Here is a 22,492-nt window from a genome sequence, read left to right on the forward strand (position 1 = left end):
CCCGCGCTTCTCTCGAAGGCGGGGCTTTTTCATGGAGAGGAGCTCCTCAAACAGCTGCGAGCCGCTCGACCATATCTGGAAACTTCTCGACCAGCCTGATCAGAAGAGCTGCCTGGGCGTTGGGTTTGGACTTCTCCTGCTCCCAGTTTCTAAGGGTGCCAGGACTGGTCCTGATGCTCTTGGCAAAAACGGCCTGAGACATATGGAGCTTGTCGCGCAACGCTACGATTTCTTGCGCCGACACCTCGGGAACCGGCTTGTCTTCGATCGATATCTGACGAAGGGTAATCTTGCCCTCCCGTTGAGCGGCCATCTCCCCGACGCCTTGCATCATCTCGGAAAACAGATCACGTTTATTCATAAGGTACCTCGTGCTTTCAACTCTGCTTCTATGGCGCGCTTGAGCGTCTTCTCTTGCTCGGAGGTCAGGTTTTCCAACTCGTCCTTGTCATAAATCGCGAACATCCAGAACTGACGATCATTCATGAGCCAATAGTAAATGACTCGCAACCCACCTCGCTTCCCTTTGCCACGACGTTCATCGAACCAGCGCAGCTTACGAAAGCCGCCAGTACGTGGCATGACGTCGCCGACCTCTGGATGCTGCAGCATATAGGACTGAAGCACGCGATATTCATCGTCAGTCAGGTAATGGCCAACCGTGGCGGTGAACGTAGTCGTTTCAAAAAATAGGGTACGCATGGCAGAAACTATAGGCAAATTGCGCATAGTTCAACAAACCAAAATCTATTGCGACGAATGACAGCCAATCCATGCCCCACCTAGACAAAAAGCCCCGCGCTTCTCTCGAAGGCGGGGCTTTTTGTGCAGCGTCTGAGGCTTAAGGCGCGTAAGTCAGCAGTAGCTCACTCGGCACTTTGAAGTCCAGGGACATCATGACGCTCAGGGCGGTGATGGTGAAGATCGAGAACACGAACAGCTTGCGTGCCCAGACCGTGTCATCCACCGCCTTGTAGCCGGTCCAGGCCATGTACAACCAGTACATGCCCATGGCGGCGGCGACGGCAAGGTAGCTCATGCCGGCGTAGCCGCTGAAGGTCAGCATCAAGGTCGCCACGAGGAAGGCCAGGATGTAGAGCAGGATGTGCTTCTTGGCCACCTGGATGCCGCGCTTGACCGGCAGCACCGGAATCGAGGCGGCCAGGTAGTCGTTGAAGCGGAAGATCGCGATGGCGTAGGAATGTGGCATCTGCCACAGGCTGAACATCACCAGCAGCGTCAGCGCCGCCATGTCGAAGCTGTTGCTGACCGCCACGTAACCGATCACTGGCGGCATCGCCCCCGACAGACTGCCCACCAGCGTGCCGTGAACCGACTTGCGCTTGAGGTACAGGCTGTAGAAACCGACATAGATGACAAAACCGATCACCGCGAACAGCGCGGCCAACGGGTTGGCCACCCAGTACAGCAGCGCCACACCGGCCACACCCAGCACCGAAGCGAACGCCAGGGCCAGTTGCACCGGGATCAGGCCCTGGACCAGGGCGCGGTTCTTGGTGCGCTCCATCTTGATGTCGATGTCGCGATCGATGCAGTTGTTGAATACACAACCGGACGCCACCACCAGGGAAGTGCCGATCATCGCCGCCAGAAAGATGGCCAGATCGACATGCCCTTTCGAGGCCAGGAAAAACCCGCCTGCCACAGAAAGCACGTTACCGAAAATGATCCCCGGCTTGGTGATTTGGATAAAGTGCTTTAAGGACATCCGGACTTTCCTCAGTGCGCCATCATGTTGGTGTGGATACTGAACATGATCCACAACGACAGACCGACCAGCAGGACAATGACGATCGCGGCAAAGACAAACGCGACCACGTTGTTACGCTGGGCTGCGGAGCGGTCCAGGTGCAGGAAGTACACCAGGTGCACCAGTACCTGGACCACGGCGAAGATCAGGATGATCCACAGGGTCAGGCTTTTCGGCAGCGTCGGGTACATCACCAGGCCGAACGGGATGACGGTCAGGATCACCGACAGAATGAAGCCGATGGCGTAGGACTTGACGCTGCCGTGGCCGGCGTCGTGGCCATCGTGGGAATGTGCGTTAGCCATTTACAGGGTCCCCATCAGATAAACAACGGTGAATACGCAGATCCACACCACGTCCAGGAAGTGCCAGAACAGGCTCAGGCAGCTCAGGCGCGTCTTGTTGGTGGCGGTCAGGCCGTTTTTGTGGACCTGGTACATCATGATCGCCATCCAGATCAGACCGCTGGTCACGTGCAGACCGTGGGTACCGACCAGGGTGAAGAACCCGGACAGGAAGCCGCTGCGGCTAGGGCCGTAGCCTTCGGCGATCAGGATGTGGAACTCGTTGATCTCCATGGCGATAAAGCCGGCGCCCAGCAGGAAGGTCATGGCCAACCAGCCCAGTACCTGGGTCTTCTTGCCCTTGAACAACGCCAGCATGGCGAAGCCATAGGTGATCGAGCTGAACAGCAGCAGTGCGGTTTCGCCCAGCACGTACGGCAGCTCGAAGATGTCGTGGCCCGACGGGCCACCGGCGACGTTGTTAACCAGCACCGCGTACACCGCGAAGATCGACGCAAACAGAATGCAGTCGGTCATCAGGTAGAGCCAGAAACCGAATACGGTCATCTCGCCCGAGTCGTGGTGATGGTCATCGTGCCCATGGTCATGACCATGGGCGTGTCCAACAGTGGTCACTAAATTCGACATGGTTTAAGCCTGTTCCAACGAGGTTTCAACACGGGTGGCGGAGGCAGGGACTTTCCCGGCCGCGACCAGACGTTTGTGCTGCTCGGCTTCGATGCGCTCGATGACATCCACCGGCACCATGTAGCCCTGATCGTCACGGGCAGCATGAATGGTGAAATACACCACGGTGCCGACCAGACTGGCGATGGCCAGCCACCAGATGTGCCAGATCATCGCGAAACCGAACACGGTCAGCAGTGCCCCCATGACCACACCAGTCGCGGTGTTGTTGGGCATGTGGATCGGCGCGTACTTGGCCGGAGTCTGGTACGCGGTACCGTTTTCCTTGGCTTCGGTGAACGGGTCGATGACGTCGGCTTTCGGCAGCACGGCAAAGTTGTAGAACGGCGGAGGCGACGAGGTCGACCATTCCAGGGTATGGGCATTCCACGGGTCGCCGTGCTCGCACATGTTCTCTGGCTTTTTGCGGTCACGCACGCTGACGTACAACTGGATCAACTGGCAGGCAATACCCACGGCAATCATCACCGCGCCGAACATGGCGACGTACAGGTACGGCACCCACTCAGGGTTGGTGGTGGCGTTCAGACGACGGGTCATGCCCATGAAGCCCAGTGCATAGAGCGGCATGAACGCGACGAAGAAGCCCGAGATCCAGAACCAGAATGCAGCCTTGCCCCAGCCCTCGTGCAGCTTGAAGCCGAACGCTTTCGGGAAGTAGAAGGCGAAGCCGGCGATGTAGCCGAATACAGCGCCGCCGATGATCACGTTATGGAAATGCGCGATCACGAACAGGCTGTTGTGCAGCACGAAGTCCGCACCCGGGATGGCCAGCAGTACGCCGGTCATGCCGCCGATGGCGAAGGTCACCATAAAGCCCAAGGTCCACAGCACATGGCTGGTGAAACGCAGACGGCCCTGGTAGATGGTGAACAGCCAGTTGAACAGCTTCACACCGGTCGGGATCGAAATCAGCATCGTCGCCAGACCGAAGAAGGCGTTGACGCTGGCCCCCGAACCCATGGTGAAGAAGTGGTGCAACCAAACCATGAAGCCCAGCACCGAGATCGCACCGCTGGCGTAGATCATCGAGTGGTGGCCGAACAGCTTCTTGCCGGAGAACGTCGAGATGACTTCGGAGAAAATCCCGAACGCCGGCAGAATCAGGATGTACACCTCGGGGTGACCCCAGGCCCAGAACAGGTTGACGTACATCATCGGATTTCCACCCAGTTCATTGGTGAAAATGTGGAAATCCATGTAGCGGTCAAGCGTCAGCAAAGCCAGGGTAGCGGTCAGGATCGGGAACGAAGCGACGATCAGTACGTTGGCCCAGGTGCAGGTCCAGGTGAAGATCGGCATGTCCATCAGTTTCATGCCCGGGGTACGCATCTTCAGCACGGTTGCCAGGAAGTTGACCCCCGTTAGCGTTGTCCCAAGCCCCGATAGCTGTAGCGCCCAGATGTAGTAATCCATCCCCACGCCCGGACTGTATTGCAGTCCCGACAGCGGTGGATAAGCAACCCAACCGGTCTTGGCGAATTCGCCAACGCCCAGGGACAGGTTGATCAGCACCACGCCGGAAACCAGCAGCCAGAAGCTCAGGGAGTTCAGGAACGGATAGGCCACGTCACGCGCGCCGATCTGCAGCGGCACTGCAAGGTTCATCAGGCCGGTGAAGAATGGCATCGCCATGAAGATGATCATGATCACGCCGTGGGCGGTGAAGATCTGGTCATAGTGTTCAGGCGGCAGGTAGCCAGGCGAACCCTCGGTGGCCATGGCCAACTGGGTACGCATCATGATGGCGTCGGCAAAACCGCGCAGCAGCATGACCATGGCAACGATGATGTACATCACGCCGATTTTCTTGTGGTCGACCGACGTCAGCCACTCGGTCCACAGGTAGGTCCACTTCTTGAAGTAGGTGATCCCTGCGAACAACGCCAGGCCACCGAGCGCGATCACGGCAAGGGTCACCATGACAATCGGCTCGTGGAACGGGATCGCTTCCCAACTTAATTTACCAAACATCGTTTACTCCTCTGCCCCGGCAGCTGAATGCGAACTCATGTCCATCCCTTCCATGTTGTGGGCCACTTCCTTTTCGTTCTTCTCGTGGTGCATCGGCTTGCCCGGATTCATCCCTTCATATTTGTCGATGATGGTCTGGAACAGGTTCGGCGTGACCGAGGAGTAGAGCTCGACTGGGTTGTTCTGGCTCGGTTTGGAAAGGGCTTCGTATTCAGCTTTTTCAAGCTGTTTAGGTGCCTTCTTCACATCGTTGACCCAGGCGTCGAAATCTTCCTGGGTCGTGGCGATTGCTTTGAACTTCATGCCGGTGAAACCCGCGCCACTGTAGTTGGCGGAGATACCGTCGAGTTCAGCGTTCTGGTTGGCGATCAGGTGCAGCTTGGTTTGCATGCCCGCCATCGCGTAGATCTGGCCGCCCAGGCCCGGGATGAAGAACGAGTTCATCACGGTGTCGGAGGTGACTTTGAAATTGATCGGCGTGTGGGCCGGGAACACGATCTTGTTGACCGTGGCGATGCCTTGTTCCGGATAGATGAACAGCCACTTCCAGTCCATCGAGACCACTTCAATGGTGATCGGCTTGACGTCGGAATCCAGCGGACGATACGGGTCAAGGGCATGGGTGGACTTGTAGGTGATGTAACCCAGGGCAATGATGATCAGTACCGGAATAGTCCACACCGCTACTTCGATTTTGGTCGAGTGCGACCACTTGGGCGTGTACGTGGCACTGGTGTTGGACGCGCGGTATTTCCAGGCGAACAGGAAGGTCATGACGATAACCGGCACGACGACCAGCAACATCAACAGCGTAGCGGTGATGATCAGATTACGTTCATCCAGGCCGACCTGACCCTTGGGATCGAGCAAGGTCATGTTGCAGCCTCCCAGCAACAACGTGCCGAGCAAAGGCAACAAGCCTAGTAATCGGGGGTACCTGTTTTTACTCATCTCACGACCTCTAAAGCAGCTTGCGCAATGCAGTTGGGTTTTGATCGCCAACACTTCACCCTGCCAAGGGTTGGCATTTTTCTTGGATTGAATAAGGGCTGACCGTCGCAGCGTCAGACGCTGTTCGACACATCCCGGGCCAGCAGTGAGTTCTTATTCGAATTCGTAGGTCAAAGGCCTTGTTACAGCCCAATTCCATTTGGTGCGGGTAGTTGGAAGGCACCGACACCTGGGGTCGCATGGGGCGCTGGCGCCCTTCGACCACCTCACGGGCTCAAGCCTGAGCCGGGTCGGAAATTCGGTGCGGGCGATTGTAGTGAGCTGAGGCGCCGGAGACCATGTCTTATCCTGAAATAATTTTCATCAAACTGAGCAACAATCTTTCGCAGAATTCGAAACAAGCCAGCATCTTATCGAAATTCATTCTCAACAAGAACCCCAGAAAACGTAGGTCTACTACGCCCGATTTAGACAGCTTGCGCTGATTAAAGAGGGTTTTTATGACCGTATAACCCCCGTCATTCGGGGGTTGAGCGGCAAGGCGCCCGATTGTTAGAAATGCCTGCTCAGCGGGGAGGCAGCCAGCCGGATGGAGCCTGTAACGGCTGATTTTTCATTGCAGAACGAAGGGCTTATTCGCGCAGCGAGTGGCCGGATGACAGCAAATGTGTGACAACGTGTCGCACACTGCGGCGGCGCATTGTTATCTCGGATCAAGGCTGGAATGTCTTAAGACTGAACGCAAAACGCCCCGGCTTCCTACAGAGAACCGGGGCGTTTGATTTGAAGCGCTCTAGGGCAATTGTTTGCGATTACGCGACACCAGCAACGGCACCAGGATCGCCGTGAGGACGAACGCCACCAGTGCCCATTGCGCCAGGGACAAGCCCAGGATCGGCGGATAGGGGGTGGAGCAAAAGCCGTCGACCTGGAAGCCCAACGGGAAGATCTTCGCCAGCGGCAAGTCATCGACAATCGGTTGCAGCACGTCGACGCCACAGCTGACTGCCGGGAAGAACTGGGTGTACACGTGATGCCCCGCTACCGCGGCACCGGCCAGGGCGCTGAGCACCACCAGGCCTTCGAAAATCGTCAGGCTGCGACGGGTGCGCATGGCCGCGCCAATGAAGGCGAAAATGGCGATCAGCAACAATGCATAGCGCTGCAGGATACACAGCGGGCACGGCGCCTCGCCGAGCGCCACCTGCATATACAGCGCACCACCGATCAGCGCCAGACAGATCAGCCCCAACAGCACCAGATAGCGCCGTTCACGGCCTAAGCGCAGCATTTGCTCATTCATTGCGTTTCCCTTTGTATGCATTGATCGACGCGCAGCCTGAAGAGTCTCGGCACGCTATCGGATGGCCAAAGTCTACACGCTGACCATGACAGAGAACGAGCGGCTGCCGCCCACATTGAAGGGAATAAACAGTAGGGAGGTTAAGTACGGATTAATTTTTGATTGGCAGAGTCAGTCGGGGCGGGGATTGAGCATGCCGCCGTCCTCGTTCGCACAGGGGCCAGCGATGGTCACCAGTCCTGTGCAATCCCTGTGGGAGCGGGCTTGCTCGCGAAAGCGGTGGGTCAGTTTCATTGATGTTGAATGCACTGCCGTCTTCGCGAGCAAGCCCGCTCCCACAGTTTTCTTCGCGGCGGTCACGAAAATCATGTCACTGCAAATCCCCTTGTGGGAGCGAGCCTGCTCGCGATGCAGACGCCCCGCTCTCCCAGGCTCGCCCCGCCGTTACTCCAGCGCCGCCGCCGGGCCGAAGAACTCGTAACGGCTTTGCCCGTCCGGCACGCCCAGTGCCTTGAGGTGGCGCTTGACGGCGGCCATGAAACCTTTGGGTCCCAGGAAGTAGGCATCCAGGTCACGCTGCTGCGGCAACCATTGCGCCAGTTGCTCCTGGCTCAACAACCCGACCTTGTCAGCCGCCGGGCTCAAGCCGTCATCCTCGTCGTAGCAATAGAAGCGCTTGAGCTGTGGATGCCGCTGGGCCAGGTCATCGATCCAGTCACGGAAGGCGTGCGCGCCGCCGTTGCGTGCGCAGTGGATAAAATGCACCGGCCGCTCGGTTTGCAGCGCCGCCTGCAACATCGCCAGGGTCGGGGTGATGCCGACGCCGCCGCTGATCAGCACCAGCGGTTTATCGCTCTGGGTCAGGAAGAAGTCCCCTGACGGTGGAAACAACTGGATGCTGCTGCCGATCGGGAAATCATGGTGCAGGTAGTTGGACACGCGCCCGCCCGGCTCGCGCTTGACGCTGATGCGATACTGACCGTTGTCCGCCAGGGCCGACAGCGAATAATTGCGGCGCACCTCCTCGCCATCCAACACCAGTTTCATGCCGATGTACTGGCCTGGTTCGGCCACCAGGATCGCGCCCTTGTCCGCCGGTTCGAAGTAGAACGAAGTGATTTCCGAGCTCTCCTGCACCCTGGCTGCCAGGATGAACTCACGCTCGCCCCGCCAGCCGCCCGGCGCTGCGGCTTTCTGCTCGTACATGCCGGTTTCGGCACCGATCAGGATATCGGCCAACTGGTTATAGGCAGCGCCCCATGCGGCAATCACTTGCGGCGTGGCGATCTCTTCACCCAGCACCTCGGCGATCGCCCGCAACAGGCAGGCCCCCACAATGGGGTAATGTTCGGGCAGGATTTGCAGGGCGACGTGCTTGTTGACGATTTTGGCCACCAGGTCGCCCAACTGATCGAGCTGGTCAATGTGCCGCGCGTACATCAATACGCCATTGGCCAGGGCGCGGGGCTGATCACCGCTGGCCTGGTGAGCCTGGTTGAACAACGGGCGCACTTGCGGGTATTCAGACAGCATCATGCGATAGAAGTGAGTAATGAGCGCTTCACCACCGCTTTCAAGCAAGGGCACGGTGGAGCGGATGATGGCGCATTCTTCTCGGCTGAGCATAAGGTGACTCCTGGCGTATTACGAAAAACTGATACCCATGCCTATCAGGTTTCATGCCATAAAATTTATCCTTGTTTTTCAATGCTTTAAGAATTACGTAGTCATAAAGACATGGCACGCCTTATAGTCTTCAAGACAACATGGAGTCATTATGACTGCAACCTCCCTGCTGACCGCCCTGCTCCCACTGGTGGCCGACCTCTCGCGTGAGTTGCCTGAAGGCGAGCGCTATCGTCGCCTGCTTGGCGCGCTGCGAGCCCTGCTGCCCTGCGACGCCGCCGCGCTGTTACGCCTGGACGCAGACTGCCTAGTGCCGCTGGCGGTGGATGGCTTGAGTACCGATACCCTGGGCAGACGCTTCCGGATCAGCGAACACCCCCGTTTCCAGGCACTGCTCGCCAACCCGCAACCGACCCGCTTCGCCGCCGACAGTGACCTGCCCGACCCGTACGATGGGTTGGTCGAAGGTCTGGCTGAGCACTTGGAGGTCCACGACTGCATGGGCTGCCCCCTGTTCGTCGACGAGCAGCCGTGGGGCCTTCTGACCCTCGACGCGCTGAACCCGGAACGCTTCGAGCCCATCGACCTGAACGCCTTGCAGGCCTTTGCCAGTCTGGCCGCTGCCACGGTCAGCGCGGCCGAGCGCATCGATCGGCTGGCCTTGAAAGCCGAAGACGAACACCGCCGCGCCGAGGTCTACCGCCAGGCCAGCGGCCAGCAACCACGCGACATGGTCGGCCAGAGCAAGGCCCACAAGCGATTAGTGGAAGAAATCAACCTGGTGGGGGGCAGTGACCTAACGGTGCTGATCACTGGCGAAACCGGGGTTGGCAAAGAGCTGGTCGCCCAAGCCATACACGCGGCCTCCAAGCGCGCCGAGCAGCCGCTGATCAGCCTCAACTGCGCGGCGCTGCCGGATACCCTGGTGGAAAGCGAGCTCTTCGGCCATGTTCGCGGCGCCTTCACGGGTGCCACGAACGACCGTCGCGGCAAATTCGAACTGGCCGATGGCGGCACGTTGTTCCTCGATGAAGTGGGCGAGTTGTCCTTGACCGTGCAGGCCAAACTGCTGCGAGTGTTGCAGAGCGGCCAGTTGCAACGCCTGGGCTCGGACAAGGAGCATCGGGTCGATGTACGCCTGATCGCGGCGACCAATCGCGATCTGGCCGAAGAAGTGCGCAACGGGCGATATCGGGCCGACTTCTATCATCGCCTGAGCGTGTACCCGTTGCTGGTGCCGGCACTACGGGATCGCGGGCGCGATGTACTGCTGCTCAGCGGTTTTTTCTTGGAGCAGAACCGTTCCCGCATGGGCCTGGGCAGCCTGCGCCTGACCAGCGACGCCCAGGCCGCATTGCTGGCGTATGACTGGCCGGGGAATGTGCGTGAACTGGAGCACCTGATCGGCCGAAGCGCCTTGAAAGCCTTGGGCCGGTGCCCGGTTCGGCCAAAGATCCTCAGCCTCAGCGCCGGGGATCTGGACTTGCCCCGCAGCCCGGAAGAAAACCCGGCACCTTCATCCGCCAGCCCTGCCCCGACCCTGGAGGGCGTCACGGGTGACTTGCGCGAAGCCATGGATGATTTTCAGCGCCAGATGATCATCGCCAGCCTGCAACGGCATGAGCACAACTGGGCCAGCGCCGCCCGGGAATTGGGCCTGGACCGGGCGAACCTGGGGCGGATGGCCAAGCGGCTGGGGCTCAAGTGATCAACCCCGTGGCGAGGGAGCTTGCTCCCGCTCGGACGCGCAGCGGTCGCTAAATTCCCCATCGCGCCGGCGGCTGGGGAGCGCTTCGCACTCCAGCGGGAGCAAGCTCCCTCGCCACTTAACTCTCTGCGACAGGGTTCTTGTTACAACGATCCCAGCTGTCGACAGCTTTCGCCCTAAAGCCAGCCCCTAACAGGTCGATAACCCAATATCAAAAGCTGTTTTGGCGTTCTTCACGCTCGCCCCACCTTTTCCACAGAAGGTTTTTATGTCTTCCAATAAAGCCCGCGCAGATTCACTTTCGCTTCTGCTGTTTACCTTGCGCAGCGGCAAGCTGATGGCAATCAACCTGCTCAAAGTCAGCGAAATCATTCCCTGCCCGCCGTTGACCAAACTGCCGGAGTCGCACCCGCACGTCAAAGGCATCGCCACCCTGCGCGGGGCCTCGCTGTCGGTGATCGACCTGAGCCGCGCCATCGGCGAACGGCCCCTGGAAGATCCGGATGGCGGCTGCCTGATCGTCACCGACGTGAGCCGATCCAAACAGGGTTTGCATGTGCAGGCGGTGAGCAAGATCGTGCATTGCCTGACCACCGACATCAAACCCCCGCCGTTCGGCTCAGGCGGCGTACGCGCCTTCATCACGGGCGTGACTTCGGTGGATGGCACGCTGGTGCAGGTGCTGGACATCGAAAAAGTCATCCACGGTATCGCCCCGGCGCAAATTGAAACGGCGCCCACCGAGCTGAGCATGGAAGACGCCGAAGTCCTGGGCAACGCGCGGATCCTGGTGGTCGATGACAGTCAGGTGGCGTTGCAACAATCGGTACACACCTTGCGCAACCTCGGCCTGCAATGCCACACCGCTCGCAGCGCCAAGGAAGCCATCGAATGCCTGCTGGACCTGCAAGGCACTGCGCAACAGATCAACCTGATCGTTTCCGACATCGAAATGTCCGAGATGGACGGCTATGCCCTTACCCGGACCCTGCGGGAAACGCCGGACTTCGCCCACCTCTATGTGTTGCTGCACACCTCGCTGGACAGCGCCATGAACAGCGAAAAGGCTCGGCTATCCGGCGCCAATGGAGTGCTGACCAAGTTCTCCTCGCCGGAACTGACCAAGTGCCTGATCACGGCCGCCAAGGCGGTTGCTGAGCAAGGCCACTGAGTCCTACCGGATGATCATTCCCACGCGCACAGGGGAATGATCATCCCGGCACCTCAGGCATACTCCTGTCCTGGCTTCCCAGAACAAAGACCTTGCTGATGAAAATCCACGCACTCATGCTTTTGGGCTTCACGGCCCTCGCCGCCCAGGCCCACGCCTCCAGCCCAGAAGCCTGGGCTATCCATGACAAAACCGTGCTTGCCCGTTGCATCAAGGCCAGCGGCTTGAAGAACGCCGAACCTGTGGGCACTGCCGCGCAGTTCGATGACCGGGTGGGTTACACCGCCCTGTTGCTGCAAGGCCAGTATCCGCAGAAACACATGAACGGCGCGACGGGCACCGAGCTGTGCCTTTACCACAAGAAATCCAAGACCGCCTACGTGACCGAATGGGACGCCATCCGCCCCGCCGACAACAGCCGGTGATGGCGCACAACTTGCTTCGCAACGGTTAATCGCGGCGTTTTTCTGTCGCCGCTTTCCAGCTTTTGACCGGGCGCTCAATGAACACAACGTTTTCCTGCGTAGGCTGCGGCAAATGCTGCACCGATCACCATGTCCCCCTAACCCTCGACGAGGCCCGGATGTGGGCTGACGACGGCGGCCAGGTGATTGTCCTGGTGGAAGCCTTCCTGCCCAACGGCCTCGGCCTGCCGCCGGCGCAACGCGAGCACGCTGAGCGCCGTTCGGCGCGGGTCCACAGCGGCACCACCGAGGCCTTGGTAGCAATCACCTTCGCTGCCTATAACGCCGGTCGCTGCCGCAATCTTGACGAAGAAAACCTGTGCCGCATCTACGAGCGCCGCCCCTTGGTGTGCCGTATCTATCCGATGGAAATCAACCCGCACATCCCGCTCAACATTGCCGTAAAGGAATGCCCGCCAGAGTCGTGGGAGACCGGACCGCAACTGATACTCGGCGGTGAACTGGTCGACAGGGAACTGGCGCAGTTGATCGAACGCTCACGTCAGGCCGATCGCGAGGAAATCCGCATCAAGGAGCGCATCTGCGCTTCGCTGGGCATCCTCACCACCGCGCTGAAGGGCGATGGGTTCACCGCGTACTTGCCGGACATGAGCGCATTCGCCGCCGTCATCGATCAGGTCCGTTTGCAGCCGCTGAAGCAAGCGGCCAGCGAATGGCAATTCCATTTGTCCGGTGATGACGTGGCCTGCCAGGTCCTGGCCAGCGGAGCGCGGGTCGCCACTGAGGCACCGGTCAACTACGCGTTTATTTCGCTGCGGGCGGCGTAAGCCCGTCGCTCCCGCAGAGAGTTTTCGGCGAAGACAAAATCAACGCCTACCACAGATCAATTGTGGGAGCGGGCTTGCTCGCGAAAGCGGTGGTTCAGCTTGCAGTGATGTTGGACGTGCCGAAGCCTTCGCGAGCAAGCCCGCTCCCACAGCTTTGGCTCGCGTCTACCACGTTCCCTCTCGCCTAACCCTCATCGAGAATGTTAGCGTGCTTGGTATTCCTTGCCTGATGAGCCTTCTGCGATGAAAAAAACCGTACTTGCCTTCAGCCGTGTCACACCCAAGATGGTCGAACGACTGCAACAGGATTTCGACGTGATCGTGCCGAATCCGTCGAACGGCGACATCAATGCCCAGTTCAATGAAGCCTTGCCCCACGTGCATGGCCTGATCGGTGTCGGGCGCAAGCTCGGCCGCGAACAACTGCAGAACGCTGCGAATCTGCAAGTGGTGTCCAGCGTGTCGGTGGGTTACGACAACTATGACCTGGCCTACTTCAATGAGCGTGGAATCATGCTCACCAACACCCCTGACGTGCTCACCGAAAGCACCGCCGACCTGGCCTTCGCCCTGCTGATGAGCAGCGCCCGGCGCGTCGCTGAACTGGACGCCTGGACCAAGGCCGGCCAATGGCAGGCGACGGTCGGCCCGCAGCTGTTCGGCACTGACGTGCACGGCAAGACCCTGGGCATCGTCGGCATGGGCAACATCGGCGCCGCCATTGCCCGGCGTGGCCGGCTGGGGTTCAACATGCCGATTATCTACAGCGGCAACAGCCGCAAGACCGAACTGGAAGATCAGTTGGGCGCACAGTTTCGCGAGCTGGATCAGCTGCTCGCCGAAGCAGACTTTGTTTGCCTCGTGGTGCCATTGAGCGAAAAGACCCGCCACCTGATTGGCCAGCGTGAACTGGCCCTGATGAAACCGAGTGCCATCCTGGTCAATATTTCCCGCGGCCCGGTGGTGGATGAGCCGGCGCTGATCGAAGCCTTGCAGAACAACCGCATCCGCGGCGCCGGGCTGGACGTTTACGAGAAAGAACCATTGGCCGAGTCGCCGCTGTTCCAGCTGAAAAACGCCGTCACCCTGCCCCATATCGGCTCGGCCACTCACGAAACCCGTGAAGCCATGGCCAATCTAGCCGTGGAAAACTTGCGCAGCGCTTTGCTGGGTGAGCGACCGAAGAACCTGGTCAACCCGCAAGTCTGGAAATAAATTCTCCGCAAAAGCCCCCAGGGGAACACACCGTGGCGAGGGAGCTTGCTCCCGCTGGGCTGCGCAGCAGCCCCTTACGGTTTATCTGATGCACTGCGGCAGCAGGTATATCTTGGGGTTGCTTCGCAGCCCAGCGGGAGCAAGCTCCCTCGCCACGGGTTTATCTCTAGACGTTACATCTCAGCGTGCGCCAAAGGCGACATTCGCAGCCACAGGCTTCGGCTTGCGGAACACCAGCACGTTCCCCAGCATCACCAGTACCAGCCCGACCAGTGCTGGCGCGGTCCATTGATAGCCCTCGACCAACGCCGAGACGTTCAACGCCACCACCGGAAACAGCACCGTGCAATATGCCGCCCGCTCCGGGCCCATGCGCCCTACCAGCGTCAGGTAGGCGGTGAAGCCGATCACCGAACCTGGGATCACCAGGTACAACAGCGAGCCGACATAACGCGCGTTCCATTCCATATCGAACGGGATGCCTTTGAAGAGACACCACGCCGCCAGCATCGCCGCACCATAAGCCATGCCCCAGGCGTTGGTAGTCAACGGTTTGAGACCGGCCTTCTGCTGCAAACTCGAGAGCATGTTGCCCGCCGAGAAACACAAGGTGCCCAGCAGCGCCAACGCCAACCCGAACAACGTTTGCGGGCTCGCGCTATGACCCGCCAGCTCCGGCCAGAACAGCAGCGCCAGCCCCAGCAACCCCAAGGCGCCGCCCAGCAGCACGTTACGCGCAATCCGCTGACCGAAAAACACGCGGGCATTGAGGGCATTCCAGAGCGTGGCCGTAGAGAACACCACCGCGACCAACCCGCTGGGAATCCATTGGCTGGCAGTGAGGAAACACATGAAGTTGATGCAGAACAGGCACAGGCCCTGGGCGACGCAAATCAGATGGCCACGCCGGTTCATCACTTGCAGGCGCCGGCTGAGCAAGAGCATCACAAACAGGATCAGCGCCGCCAGGCCGAAGCGATAGACAATCGACACGGGGATGGCGACAACGCCCAACTGCAATTTCAGCGCAATCCAGGTGGTGCCCCAGATGAGCACGGTAAGCAGATACAACGAGAGGTTCATGACGGCAACTCCTGACAATGACCGCCAGTGTTGCGCCACCAACCACCGGGCGCTTGCGTAAACTTGCGGTTTTGTCGGCTTGCAGGCTGGCATGGGCCGATCGACGGAGTAGGATGCAAGGCGTTAGAGAGAAGCGATCATGCCCACACTGCAAACCCTGCAAGTCTTTCAAGCCCTCAACAACTCGCCCAATGCTCGCCTCGAGCACAGCGCCGAGCTTGGAGACGGCATGGCGGCCGCTTTGTGGAGCAACCATCACGACGCCCAAGACTACGAGGCGCCGACGCACCACACGCTGTCGTGCTACATCGCCGGTGGTACCGGCACGTTTCGCCGCGAACGACCCGACACCACCGGGGCACCCGGCAAACTCTGCGTCCTGCCGGCCGGGCATCAATCGGCCTGGGTCATCAATGGCGACATTCGCCTCGCCCACCTGTACTTCAGCCCTGAGCAATTCGCCCTCGGTTGCGTCACGCTACTGGATCGCGAGCCGCGGCAAGTGCAACTGCGCGAAGCCACCTTTCTCGACGATCCGCAACAGGCACAGCGCTTTCGTCAGTTGATCGCCCTGAACTGGGATGAACCCGGTGAACGCCTTCTGACCACCAGCCTGGCCCATGACTTGCTCAACCATCTGCTATTGAGCCAGGTCGGCCAACGCCAGGGGCTTCGCCTCAAGGGCGGGCTGGCCGCTCACCAGCGGCGAATGCTGGTGGACTACATCGACAGCCATCTGGCCGACGCCATCAGCCTCGGACAACTGGCGGCGCTGTGTGCGCTGTCCGAATACCACTTTGCCCGGATGTTCCGCGAAAGCTTCGGCCTACCGCCCCATCAATATGTACTGGCACGCCGTCTGGCCCACGCGCGGCACTGCCTGCGCAGTACGTCAAAACCACTGGGCGAGGTGGCGTTGACCTGCGGGTTCGCCAGCGCCAGCCACTTTACGAATCGTTTCCGGCAGGCCCTCGGCGCGACACCCGGCGAGTATCGGCAGGCGTTTTTGCGCTAGGCGCCACCGCCCCCCAGTCAAATGAAACAAGCAGGTACTGATCCCGATTGCCGTAGCCGCCGCTGCGCCTCTACAATGCGAACAATTCTTGTTCTCTAGCGCAGCTCATCGCTGTCGGGATGCTCCTCGTTGCCGCCTGCACACTCCGTCGAAGTGCTCTACAACGCCCATCACAGTTGGCTTAACGGCTGGTTGCGAAGAAAACTCGGCTGCCCCGACAGTGCCGCCGACCTGGCCCAAGACACGTTCATGCGCGTACTGACTGCGCACGACCCGCAGCCTGTCCTGGAACCCCGGGCGTTTCTTACGACCATTGCCAAGCGCGTACTGTTCAACCATTACCGACGCCAGGATCTGGAGCGCGCCTACCTCGATACCCTCGCCCAACTGCCGGAGCAGGTGGTGCCGTCGGAGGAAGAACGGGCAATCATCCTGCAAAGCCTGATGGAACTGGACCAACTGCTCGATGGTTTGCCGCGAGCGGTCAAGCAGGCGTTTCTGCTGGCCCAGGTCGATGGTCTGACCTACAACGAAATCGCCCGTGAACTGGGAATTTCACTGGCGACGGTCAAGCGGCATCTGAACAAGGCAGCAATGCGCTGCTACTTCGCCTTATGACCCCAGCGATGAACGGCGCACCTGATGTCAGTGCGAAAGTGGCCGAACAGGCCGTGTACTGGCTTTTGGAAATGCAGCAAGGCCCACTCGATACTCGCCAGCAGAAAGCCTGGGAGCAATGGCTCAATGCTCACAACGAACATCGCCGCGCCTGGGAGCATATCCAGCGGGTCAATCAGCGGCTGCGCAGCGTACCCTCTCCGTTGGCCCATGCAGCCCTCAATGCACCGAAGTCCGCGGCGCGGCGTCGAGCGCTTAAAATGTTGTGGGTGCTTGGGGCCGGTTCAGCGTTGACCTGGGGCCTGCGTGAACGCCAACTGTTACCCCCATTGATGGCCGATTTTCGCAGCCCGGTAGGCGAACGGCGTCGTCTGACGCTGGATGACGGCAGCCAGTTGCAGCTCAACAGCGGCAGTGCGGTAGACGTTCGCTTCGACGCTCAACGCCGCTTGATCCACCTGCTGGAGGGGGAACTGTTATTGACCGCTGCCCGCGACCCAAGACCTCTGCAAGTGCTGACCGCCCATGGCCTGCTGGAAAGCCGCAACGCCCGGTTCAACGTACGCGAGTATCCAGACCACACCCAGGTGGCGGTGTTTGAAGGCCAGGTGGACATTCGTAGCCGAGACAGCCCGGCGTTGTTGCTGGCGACGTCACGGCAACTGAGCCTTGGCATCAACGGCGCCGGGCCCGCCACGGCCCTGGATGCCAACAGCGGCGCTTGGACAGAGGGCATGCTGGTCGCGGCGCACATGCGCCTGGTGGATTTTCTCGAAGAACTCGGCCGCTACCGACGTGGCCAATTGCACTGCGACGAGGCGGTCGCCAACCTGCTGATCTCTGGAACCTATCCGCTGGACGACAGCGAGCGAATCCTCGATCTGCTGGAAGTCAGCCTGCCGGTACAAGTGCGTCGTTTCACCCGCTATTGGGTCTCGGTCGAAGCTCGCGCTTGAACCATGGCCGCCCCACCCGAAAAAAAGTGATGCGCCAGTGAGCCGTTTTCCACACCTGGGGTGACAGAGAAGGAAAGCACTTCGATACAACCTTCTCGGGATTCTCCTCCATGCCGCAACAATCCACCCGTCTCACCCCGCTCGCCCGTACCGTGCGTCAACTGCTCCTGGGGGCCAGCTTGAGTTTCGTCGCACTGCCTTGCGTACAGGCAGCAGATGCCAAGCCCTATCACATCGCGCCGTCGTCACTGGAAAATGCCCTCAATCAATTCGGACGCGAGGCCGGGGTGTTGATTTCCTTCAGCCCACAGACGACCGCAGGCCTGCAGAGTCGCGGCCTGGAAGGCAGCTACAGCCCAGAGCAAGGGCTGAGTACGCTGCTCGAAGGCACAAGCCTGCAAGCCCGCCCCGAGGGAGACAACGCCTTTAGCCTGCAACCGGCCGCCAGCACCACACTGGACATCGGCACCACCACCGTGGTCGGTGACTGGCTCGGCGATGCCGCGCAAACCAACGTCTTCGAACACCCTGGCGCCCGCGACGTGATCCGTCGTGAAACCTTCGAACGCCAGGGCGCGACCCAGGCCCGGGATGTGCTCAATCGCATTCCCGGCGTCAACGCACCGGAAAACAACGGCACCGGCAGCCATGACATGGCGCTGAACTTCGGTATCCGCGGGCTCAATCCACGCCTGGCCTCACGCTCCACGGTGCTGATGGACGGCATCCCGGTGCCTTTCGCACCTTACGGCCAACCGCAGCTATCGTTCGCGCCGGTCAGTATGGGCAACATGGACGCGGTGGATGTCGTGCGCGGGGGCGGCGCGGTGCGCTACGGTCCGCAAAACGTCGGCGGCGTGGTCAACTTCGTGACCCGGACGATTCCCAACGCGCCGACGGTAAAGGGCGGCTTCCAGACCGAGACCAGCCCGTCTTCCAGCCACGACGGCTTCAAGACCTCCGCCAACCTGCTGGCCGGCGGCACCGCCGACAACGGCCTTGGTGGTGCCCTGTTGTAATCCGGCACCCGCGGCGGCGACTGGCGCGAACACAGCGATACACAAATCGACGACTTGATCCTCAAGGGCAACTACCAACTGGACGAGGCCAACAGCTTTAATGCCATGGCCCAATACTACGAAGGCGAGGCCGACATGCCCGGCGGCCTGAATGTGGCCGACTACGACGCCAACCCGTATCAGTCCACCCGTCCGAACGACCGCTTCTGGGGCCGTCGCACCCTGGTCAATTTCGGCTACCGCTACCAACAGGATCGACGCGAATTCACCGCCAGCACGTTTTTCACCAAGACTTTGCGCAGCGGCTACCTGGACCAGGGCTCCTTCCTGTCCCTGTCGCCTCGCGAATATTGGGTACGCGGCCTGGAAACCCGTTTTGCCCAAGGTTTCGACCTCGGGCCGACCAGCCACGAGGTCGGCGTCGGCTATCGCTACATCAACGAGGCCGGCCATGAACTGCGTTATCGCACACCGATCGCCAGCAACGAATTGCCGACAACCTCCAGCCGAAACGACCGCGATACACGGGGTGGAACCGAAGCCAATGCAATTTTCATCGATGATCGGATCGATATTGGCAAATGGACGATCACGCCCGGTATTCGTTACGAAATGATCGAATCGCAGCAGACAAACAATTTGACCAACGTGAAATACCAGGGCGACTACAACACCGCCCTGCCAGCATTGAATGTGCTGTACCACCTGAGCGATGAATGGAATCTGTATGCCAATACCGAAGGTTCATTCGGCAGTGTGCAGTACAGCCAGATGCCCAACCGTGTGAGCAGCGGCGAAGTGAAACCGGAGAAGGCCCGCACCTGGGAACTTGGAACCCGCTATGACAATGGCAACCTGCGGGCGGAGATCGGCGCGTTCCTGATCAACTTCGACAACCAGTACGAAAGCAACCAAACCAACGATTCGGTGATTGCCCGGGGCGAAACCCGCCATCAGGGCATCGAAACCAGCATCAACTACGCCCTCGACGGCCTGAGTCCGGCGCTGGCCGGTTTTGACGTATATGCCACGTATGCCTTCGTCGATGCCACCATTCGGGAAGACGGACCGAACAAAGGCAACCGCGTGCCGTTCTCTTCCAAGCACAAAGGCACACTGGGCGTGGGTTACACGGACGGGCCGTGGAAATTGAACCTGGACAGCACCTATCAGAGCGAGCAGTTTGCCGACAATGCCAATACCCGCGCCGAAAGCGCCGACGGCAGTACCGGCAATATCCCTGGCTATATGCTGTTCAGCAGCCGCGCCGCCTATGATTTCGGCCCCCAACTGTCGGACCTGAACGTGGCGGTGGGAGTGAAGAACATCTTCAATACCCAATATTTCACCCGCTCGTTCGACGATAACAACCGGGGCAAATACGTAGGGGAACCGCGCACGCTGTATGTGCAGACGTCCATGGCGTTCTGATCAGGGGCTGTGATGGATCGCTGAAACAAGACGGGCCTGCGATCGCAGGCCCGTCTGTTCGGTGGGTAATTTTAAATGATCGGGCTCAGCCGTTGAGGGCAGCCCGTTCGTTCTCCAGGAATTCTTCTTCCAGCATCGCATCGGCCAAGGCCACCGACTCGGTCGGTTTCTCAACGGTGGCGCGTTTAACGCGAAGTTTGCCGAACAGATGCTCCAGGGCATGTTCAAGCTTGGTGGCCGCCCCTTCGATGGCCAATTCCAGCGTATCGGCCTTGTGTGTCACCGAGATCGGTTGCAGGCCCTTTGGCCGTGCTTCCAGCTGACAACGCAAGTCATGGGGACCGGGCTTGTCGCCGTTCTCGTCCCGCAAATGGACCTCGACCCGTGTCAGGTCTTCTTCATAACGTTCGAGCGTGCTTTCGATGGTAGTACGTACCCACTCCTCCAGTCGGATGCTGCTTTGAATATGGTTATCGCTGTTGACTTGGATTTGCATAGTTCATCCCTTATTTCGGCTAGCTCGCCAGGGGCCAATCGACGGTAGCGCGACGACCCCTTGAATACAGAGTCGGGCTGGCGACAGAACAATTCAACCCCTTCGAAAAGATAAATATTCATATGCAAATAAAGCCGGACAACGGACAAAAGCGCTGTTAATGTCGGGAGTTGCCTCGCCTTGCTTACCCCACGAAAATTCTGCGCTCACCCTGCACCGTCAGCGACCATTCGCCCATTCCTGCACAGAAACGGGCAGCCCCCCGGGCCGCAGGCCAGGGCCTTCAGCGCCTAGGCGCCGTGATCATTGTCCGACAGTTTTTCCGGCATGCCCCTTGCTACCTCTGGGTAGGAGCTGCTGCAGGCTGCGATCGTTCGATACAACACCTGCATGGCCCTGGATGAAGCACGATCATGGAATGGCCGGTGGTCCGGTATCGCGAACTAATCCCGATCACGGCCGGTCAACAACTGCACGTTCAATCAGGCGGTGACGCATCATGGACAACCCTTTTCAGCTCATTACCGACGCTTTTGCGCCGCACTATCAAATCAATCTGAGCATCCAGGGCCTGGACGGCAGCATCATGCTGACCCTCTCCAAGGCCGGACGCATCGTCGCCAAACGTATGATCAGCGCCCAGCAACGCAATGACCCGGAACGCCTGCGGCGCCTGGTCCAGAGCATTCAGTTCGGCATCGCCATCGAGCAGGGCCATAGCGCCGTGGCGATCCTCGAAGCCATGACCGGCGGTGACAACATCAAGCTGCCACCACCGCAGACGCAGGGTGCGACATCCGCCCCCGCGGGCCTCTAGATCTCGCCCTTCTCCACTTCGGCATGCTCGCTGGAACCCGCGCCAACCTTGCGGTGCGGGTGCTCGATTTTCACCGAAGGGAACTGCGACGAAGCGTAACGCACCACCAGGATCGCGAATGCCAACAGCAAGATGCCGCCGCACAGATAGATGATGCCCAGGTCTGGCGGGCTGTGGTGGGAAACGTTGGAAATCAACAAGCGCGTCAGCGCCGTGATCGCCACGTAGATCAGAAACCGCACCGGCATGTGGTTGGTCTTGAAGTAGATCCCGACCATCGCCCCCAATTCCAGATAGATGAACAGCAGCAGGATGTCATCGATCTTGATGTGCCCCTGCTCGAGCATCTGCAAAAACTCCATCACCGCCGCCCACGCGGTCACCGCGCCAATGGCAAACAGTGCCAGGTAGTGGAACGTCTCGACGAACAGATTGCCCAGGGATTCGGCCAACTGATGTACGTTCTGGCGCAGGTTCTCGGCCCAGTTGATTTTCACGATGTAGTTTCCTTAGGTCGACTCGACCGGATGATGCGGGTTGGACGTGACGGTTGTTCTGCATGCAGAAAAAAGGCCAGCGGCTGAGGGTGAGATGGCAATGGGCCGCAATCGGACACTTTTGTGAGGCTGGCCCTGTTGCGAACAGGCTCGCGCCCACACCAGCGCTGCCTCGCGACAAATGAGGAAACCGGTCTACATTAAAAAGCCACTATCCAAAGGGAAGGGATTCGCTTATCCTTTTGGCTGTATATAAATACAGTAGTCACAAAGATAACCTATGTGAAGGCATGTGAGGTGGTGAATGGCCGTCGAAGTGGTATACCGCAGCAGCCGAGATCTGGAGCGCTTGTTCATGGATAAAGCCGAAGCTGACCGTCATGACAAAATGCTGGAACTCGCCGAATTGCTGGCCGAAGTGTTGCAAAAAGCCGTTCCCTCGCTGAGCGAGCAACAGGTGGAAGAAGCCGGTATCTACATGGCGAAGAATCGCGATGTGTTCGCCAAGGCGTTCAAGAGTCAGCCGGACGCCTTGTCCGAACTGCTCAATCCGTCGGACGAATAACCAAAAAGATCGCAGCCTGCGGCAGCTCCTAC

At 59.6% G+C, this 22,492-nt stretch carries 23 protein-coding genes and 1 pseudogene; 11 read left to right on the forward strand and 13 right to left on the reverse strand.

The window, feature by feature from the left end; translation table 11 throughout:
* Window positions 1–46: 46 nt before the first annotated feature.
* From HU811_RS12935 to hmpA, 10 genes are all read right to left on the reverse strand, one after another.
* The gene (locus HU811_RS12935) at window positions 47–361 is read right to left on the reverse strand and encodes a helix-turn-helix domain-containing protein (protein WP_092393895.1); all 315 of its coding nucleotides are present in this window, start codon (window positions 359–361) and stop codon (window positions 47–49) included.
* On the reverse strand, window positions 358–702 hold the full coding sequence (locus HU811_RS12940; RefSeq protein WP_092456203.1) for a toxin: 345 nt from the start codon (window positions 700–702) through the stop codon (window positions 358–360). The genes HU811_RS12935 and HU811_RS12940 overlap by 4 nt, the downstream gene beginning before the upstream one ends.
* Window positions 703–841: 139 nt before the next feature.
* Window positions 842–1,729 carry a heme o synthase gene (gene cyoE, locus HU811_RS12945; RefSeq protein ID WP_092393901.1) on the reverse strand — a complete coding sequence of 296 codons (888 nt, stop codon included), beginning with the start codon at window positions 1,727–1,729 and terminating at the stop codon, window positions 842–844.
* An 11-nt stretch (window positions 1,730–1,740) separates the two neighbouring features.
* Complete coding sequence (cyoD, locus tag HU811_RS12950) at window positions 1,741–2,076, reverse strand: cytochrome o ubiquinol oxidase subunit IV (protein WP_025211927.1); 336 nt, start codon at window positions 2,074–2,076, stop codon at window positions 1,741–1,743.
* Complete coding sequence (locus HU811_RS12955; RefSeq protein ID WP_014340103.1) at window positions 2,077–2,703, reverse strand: cytochrome o ubiquinol oxidase subunit III; 627 nt, start codon at window positions 2,701–2,703, stop codon at window positions 2,077–2,079.
* Window positions 2,704–2,706: 3 nt separating this feature from the next.
* On the reverse strand, window positions 2,707–4,737 hold the full coding sequence (cyoB, locus tag HU811_RS12960) for a cytochrome o ubiquinol oxidase subunit I (protein ID WP_092393904.1): 2,031 nt from the start codon (window positions 4,735–4,737) through the stop codon (window positions 2,707–2,709).
* 3 nt (window positions 4,738–4,740) lie between these two features.
* Window positions 4,741–5,688 (reverse strand): ubiquinol oxidase subunit II, encoded by a 948-nt coding sequence (cyoA, locus tag HU811_RS12965; RefSeq protein WP_092393907.1) that lies wholly within the window; start codon window positions 5,686–5,688, stop codon window positions 4,741–4,743.
* A gap of 793 nt (window positions 5,689–6,481) precedes the next feature.
* A complete protein-coding gene (locus HU811_RS12970) occupies window positions 6,482–6,991 on the reverse strand; it encodes a disulfide bond formation protein B (RefSeq protein ID WP_092456200.1) in 510 nt (169 codons plus the stop codon).
* 171 nt (window positions 6,992–7,162) lie between these two features.
* Window positions 7,163–7,360, reverse strand: a complete 198-nt coding sequence (locus HU811_RS12975; protein ID WP_092456197.1) for a hypothetical protein — start codon at window positions 7,358–7,360, stop codon at window positions 7,163–7,165.
* Window positions 7,361–7,435: 75 nt separating this feature from the next.
* Entirely contained in the window at window positions 7,436–8,617 is a 1,182-nt protein-coding gene (hmpA, locus tag HU811_RS12980; protein ID WP_186656230.1) for an NO-inducible flavohemoprotein, read from the reverse strand.
* A 151-nt stretch (window positions 8,618–8,768) separates the two neighbouring features.
* On the opposite strand from hmpA, the gene norR reads away from it, so the two are divergent.
* The 5 genes from norR to HU811_RS13005 all read left to right on the forward strand — a co-directional run bounded on the left by norR (window position 8,769) and on the right by HU811_RS13005 (window position 13,963).
* Window positions 8,769–10,325, forward strand: a complete 1,557-nt coding sequence (norR, locus tag HU811_RS12985; protein ID WP_186656231.1) for a nitric oxide reductase transcriptional regulator NorR — start codon at window positions 8,769–8,771, stop codon at window positions 10,323–10,325.
* A 268-nt stretch (window positions 10,326–10,593) separates the two neighbouring features.
* Window positions 10,594–11,496: a chemotaxis protein CheV gene (locus HU811_RS12990; RefSeq protein WP_047228604.1), complete on the forward strand. Its 903-nt coding sequence runs from the start codon at window positions 10,594–10,596 to the stop codon at window positions 11,494–11,496.
* A gap of 98 nt (window positions 11,497–11,594) precedes the next feature.
* Window positions 11,595–11,921: a hypothetical protein gene (locus HU811_RS12995; RefSeq protein WP_186656233.1), complete on the forward strand. Its 327-nt coding sequence runs from the start codon at window positions 11,595–11,597 to the stop codon at window positions 11,919–11,921.
* A gap of 77 nt (window positions 11,922–11,998) precedes the next feature.
* Window positions 11,999–12,748, forward strand: coding sequence for a YkgJ family cysteine cluster protein (locus tag HU811_RS13000; protein WP_186656235.1), 750 nt, complete (start codon window positions 11,999–12,001; stop codon window positions 12,746–12,748).
* Between the two features lie 243 nt (window positions 12,749–12,991).
* The gene (locus HU811_RS13005) at window positions 12,992–13,963 is read left to right on the forward strand and encodes a 2-hydroxyacid dehydrogenase (RefSeq protein WP_092393930.1); all 972 of its coding nucleotides are present in this window, start codon (window positions 12,992–12,994) and stop codon (window positions 13,961–13,963) included.
* 180 nt (window positions 13,964–14,143) lie between these two features.
* Here HU811_RS13005 and HU811_RS13010 read toward each other — a convergent pair whose 3' ends face one another.
* Window positions 14,144–15,046 carry a DMT family transporter gene (locus tag HU811_RS13010; protein WP_186656237.1) on the reverse strand — a complete coding sequence of 301 codons (903 nt, stop codon included), beginning with the start codon at window positions 15,044–15,046 and terminating at the stop codon, window positions 14,144–14,146.
* A 139-nt stretch (window positions 15,047–15,185) separates the two neighbouring features.
* Between HU811_RS13010 and HU811_RS13015 the strand changes: the two genes are divergently transcribed.
* The 4 genes and pseudogenes from HU811_RS13015 (at window position 15,186) to fecA (ending at window position 20,085) form a co-directional block, all read left to right on the forward strand.
* Window positions 15,186–16,061, forward strand: a complete 876-nt coding sequence (locus HU811_RS13015) for a helix-turn-helix domain-containing protein (RefSeq protein ID WP_092393935.1) — start codon at window positions 15,186–15,188, stop codon at window positions 16,059–16,061.
* Window positions 16,062–16,190: 129 nt separating this feature from the next.
* Window positions 16,191–16,679: a sigma-70 family RNA polymerase sigma factor gene (locus HU811_RS13020; RefSeq protein ID WP_186656240.1), complete on the forward strand. Its 489-nt coding sequence runs from the start codon at window positions 16,191–16,193 to the stop codon at window positions 16,677–16,679.
* An 8-nt stretch (window positions 16,680–16,687) separates the two neighbouring features.
* Window positions 16,688–17,635: a FecR domain-containing protein gene (locus HU811_RS13025; RefSeq protein ID WP_186656242.1), complete on the forward strand. Its 948-nt coding sequence runs from the start codon at window positions 16,688–16,690 to the stop codon at window positions 17,633–17,635.
* Between the two features lie 110 nt (window positions 17,636–17,745).
* Window positions 17,746–20,085: pseudogene (gene fecA / locus HU811_RS13030) on the forward strand (TonB-dependent Fe(3+) dicitrate receptor FecA).
* An 85-nt stretch (window positions 20,086–20,170) separates the two neighbouring features.
* Here fecA and HU811_RS13035 read toward each other — a convergent pair.
* Window positions 20,171–20,581, reverse strand: a complete 411-nt coding sequence (locus HU811_RS13035) for an HPF/RaiA family ribosome-associated protein (RefSeq protein ID WP_092393945.1) — start codon at window positions 20,579–20,581, stop codon at window positions 20,171–20,173.
* A 499-nt stretch (window positions 20,582–21,080) separates the two neighbouring features.
* On the opposite strand from HU811_RS13035, the gene HU811_RS13040 reads away from it, so the two are divergent.
* Window positions 21,081–21,398 carry a DUF3509 domain-containing protein gene (locus tag HU811_RS13040; protein WP_092393948.1) on the forward strand — a complete coding sequence of 106 codons (318 nt, stop codon included), beginning with the start codon at window positions 21,081–21,083 and terminating at the stop codon, window positions 21,396–21,398.
* Here the strand turns inward: HU811_RS13040 and HU811_RS13045 are convergent.
* Entirely contained in the window at window positions 21,395–21,895 is a 501-nt protein-coding gene (locus HU811_RS13045; RefSeq protein ID WP_076383585.1) for a phosphate-starvation-inducible protein PsiE, read from the reverse strand. The genes HU811_RS13040 and HU811_RS13045 overlap by 4 nt on opposite strands.
* A 304-nt stretch (window positions 21,896–22,199) precedes the next feature.
* Between HU811_RS13045 and HU811_RS13050 the strand changes: the two genes are divergently transcribed.
* Window positions 22,200–22,460, forward strand: coding sequence for a YebG family protein (locus tag HU811_RS13050; protein ID WP_003205410.1), 261 nt, complete (start codon window positions 22,200–22,202; stop codon window positions 22,458–22,460).
* Window positions 22,461–22,492 lie beyond the last annotated feature (32 nt).

The organism is Pseudomonas tehranensis (genome assembly GCF_014268615.1).
Taxonomy (GTDB): Bacteria; Pseudomonadota; Gammaproteobacteria; order Pseudomonadales; family Pseudomonadaceae; genus Aquipseudomonas; species Aquipseudomonas tehranensis.